Annotated in this window: 1 protein-coding gene; it reads right to left on the bottom strand. The window is 42.7% G+C overall.

Features of this window, described 5'->3' with window-relative positions:
• Window positions 1-298: 298 nt before the first annotated feature.
• On the bottom strand, window positions 299-2926 hold the full coding sequence (locus WCK19_RS18340) for a carboxypeptidase-like regulatory domain-containing protein (protein WP_342398854.1): 2628 nt from the start codon (window positions 2924-2926) through the stop codon (window positions 299-301).
• Between the last annotated feature and the right edge of the window lie 417 nt (window positions 2927-3343).

Raw genomic sequence — 3343 nt, 5'->3', positions numbered from 1 at the left:
ATTTGCTCTTCCTCTGCCGCTATTTCTGTCAGGTGTCTGAAATTCGCCGGAACCCCTCTACTTATTCCATAATAATATTCAGAAATAACTGTATTTAACATGCCTACAACTGTAAAAAACTGTAAATATACCCCTATTAACCTATAAATGTGTCAGGTGCTTATTCACAAACTTCTAAAGAAGATTGTTCGAACAGCCGGTACTATCCCGTGTAGTCGAACAATCTTCTGAAATTTGCTAATCTTGCATTACTGTCTCTTTTGCATTTCAATGTGCAAAATCGAGCTGGATAAGAAAGCTAGAAATTGGAAACTTCCAGTGCTACGTTCTTAGTGGCAAGTTTTAATATGACCAATCCCTGTCGCTCATATTTTGCCTCACCCTTCTTATCCTTGACTTGAATGATGGTTTGGTTATCCTTTGCCTTGTACTGTGCCTCAACTTCCATCTTGTGCTTAGTATCGGTTAAAGAGAGGTTGAAACTTTGCTTCAGTTCCTTTAGACTCGCAGCCTTATCAAGCGTCCAGTTGTATGAGAAGTCGTTTTCAGGAGCCTCTACCGCTTTTTTACCATTGTATTGCAGGCTTTTTACTACCACTTTCAGTTCGTTGCCAGCCTTCTTAACTTGGGTAGTCAGTACCAAGGTGTTTCCGGCTTTGTCTGTGATGGTATAGGTGCGCAATTCCGTAGCAACTTTGCCTTTGTCCACCCCTCCACCATCTTCCGATTTCACCTCTGTAACTTTACTTGGAGCTACTGGTGCTGCCGAAGTACCGGACAAGTTATCCAACCCATATACGGCAATATCCAGATTTGTCGGATCGAATTGGACATATGCTTCGGGAGCGGTCAGGTCAAGGCGCACGGTAAGGGTTTGAGCCGCTTCTTGGTTTCCCGCCCGGTCTACCGAATAGAACAGGAGTGTGTGTACTCCTTCCTTAATAATCGGTATAGAGACGGTATAGGGTTGCCATCCGGTGTTATCCAAGTTATAGGATGTGGTAGTGACTCCGGACAGGTTATCGGTTGCCGCCAGACTAACCGTTACTGCCTTATTATTCCAACCGAAAGAGTTGGAAGCAGGGGTTACGGTTGCAATAGTAACTGGTGGGATTGAATCTTGGTAGTTCAGGGTATAGGTCAAGTTGGTATTATCAGGAATTGATACCCATTCATAGGTAGATTGGTAATCAGGCGAGTTTGAGTTTATTGAGGCATAATAAGAATTTGGAGTTGGGTCGGCAAACACCCACAAAGCTACATTGCCCTCCTGGTCGGTTGTGCCTTGGCTAGTTGAAAATCCACTGGCCCTCTGCCCTGCCAGTGTCAAAGGCATGGTATTGGAAATCGCCCAGAAACCTACACCTACATTGGATAGCGGTTGTAGGTTAGGGTTCTGCACATGCACAGTTACCTTCTTGAATGGCAAAACTAATTCAAGAGCGGTATTATCAGTAAAGTTAATCGCCGTCTGGGTGCGAATGCCATAGCTACTAGGAATGCCCGGTGGTGTGTTCATCCAGGAGTTCGATGATACTTGTATAGAATATGCATCGGCTTTGAGCGAAATTGAAAAGCTGCCATCGGGACCGGTCTGGGTCGTATAGGGAGGCAAGTAAAAGTCTCCGGCACTAGAAAAGGTAACAGACTGATCGGCAAGAGTCGCGCCGGATTCGGTTTTAACCACCCCGCTGATAGTTACCAACTTATTACGAGTCAAAGTTATGGTAATATTTGTATCAGCAGTAACCGATGTATTTATTGTTGCAGCATTGTATTCAAGGGAAAGTGGAGTGGCAGTTATATCATAATTCGCCTCACTTGTAAGCACCCATAAAACTGCTTTACCATCCGATCCGGTAACAGCGTTATCGGAAAGCCAAGCAGAAGTTGTCATCTGCCCAATATTTAATCCCGTTCCCCATGACCATTTCATAGTAGATATGGTTACACCGGATAGAGCGGGACCATCAGAACCAACTACCGTTGTCTCAAGCCGCCTAATCGGTAATGGCAAATCTAGGGTAGTATTACCTGCAATTGTAAAGTTACTCTGAGAGGCAATAGACAGGTTGTCTGGCAGATTACCTTGAGGAGGACCAGACATCATGCCGCTATAACCCAGTGAAAAGCTATATTCCCCTTCTGCTACCTCAAGAGAATAGCTGCCATCGGAACTAATTACTGGTTGATAGGTTCTCATGAGAGTCTGGTTAGAGAATTGAAGATTAAGCTCAGGAACCACCTCTCCATTCCAACCGGTAACCTTACCGTTGAGAGTTACCACTTTGACTGCGGTAAGGGTGAAATCCCAACTCATATCTTCGCTAACTACTACGGTCTGATAAGCAGGTGGGTAGTTGCCGACTGGATTCAAGCTAAAGGAGTAAGTACCCGGCAACAACCATAAGGTGGCAAATCCATTAACATCGGTATGCCACTGCCAGTAGCAGGAGGCATAACCGGACAAACTACCAACTGTCAGGTTGTCAATATAATAAGCATTGGCGTATAAATCTACCTGACCAACCGGATTAGAATCTGAGCCGATTAAATGCACATCTATCTTCTTAAAAGGAAGCGGCAGATTAAGAGTGGTATTTTGGGTTATATTTAAGAGGCTATTGGCTGAAAAACTATAACCGCTAGACATTCCTGGCATTGGTTCAGCATAATTATTGTTATACATAGAGAGGCTATATTGGCCCTCTGGCAAATCAACCGAATAAAACCCGCTAGCGTCAGTAGTTGAATTGGAAAATCCGGAACCAAATAAATATATAGATTGACCGGGTAAATTTCCAAGTGGCCCACTTACTGTACCACTTACCGTATAACTTGCTGCCTTCAAAGGTTGAGTGACAACAATAAAGGCGGCTGTCAGTGCAAAAAATAACGCCGCTGCAAGAGTTAGTCTAACCTTCATTGGTTTACCTCCTTTTCTTTAAGATTATCAATTTCTAAGTTTAATATCGTAGTGATAACTAAACTAAACCGACTCTGTAGATTGTAATCCAGAAGGTAGGTTACTTGAATGTGGTTTATTGTTATTCTGCAAGTTTATTTTGAACTAGACTTACAATTCTGCAATGCGATTTTACTGACATTTGAAAGTTTTTTCCAAATATAAGCTACATAATCGCGCATACTTAAACTGGCAATTTCTGGCTTATTTTGGTTGGCAGACTTGGTTTTTTTTAGTTACTAAAAGTTATTCAACTTGCTTCCTTTTTCAACCAAGCTAACGACTACTAGAATCCATATTCATTTTGTTAAATTGACGTTTAAATAAACCAAAGGGCAAGAAGTGTTGCCACAACTTGCCCAAACGAGTAATGTTCTA

Source organism: Candidatus Chlorohelix sp. (genome assembly GCF_037138995.1).
In the GTDB taxonomy this organism is placed as follows: domain Bacteria; phylum Chloroflexota; class Chloroflexia; order Chloroheliales; family Chloroheliaceae; genus Chlorohelix.
Note: the sequence above shows the minus strand (reverse complement) of the source record. Positions and strands in the feature narration are given on the sequence as shown.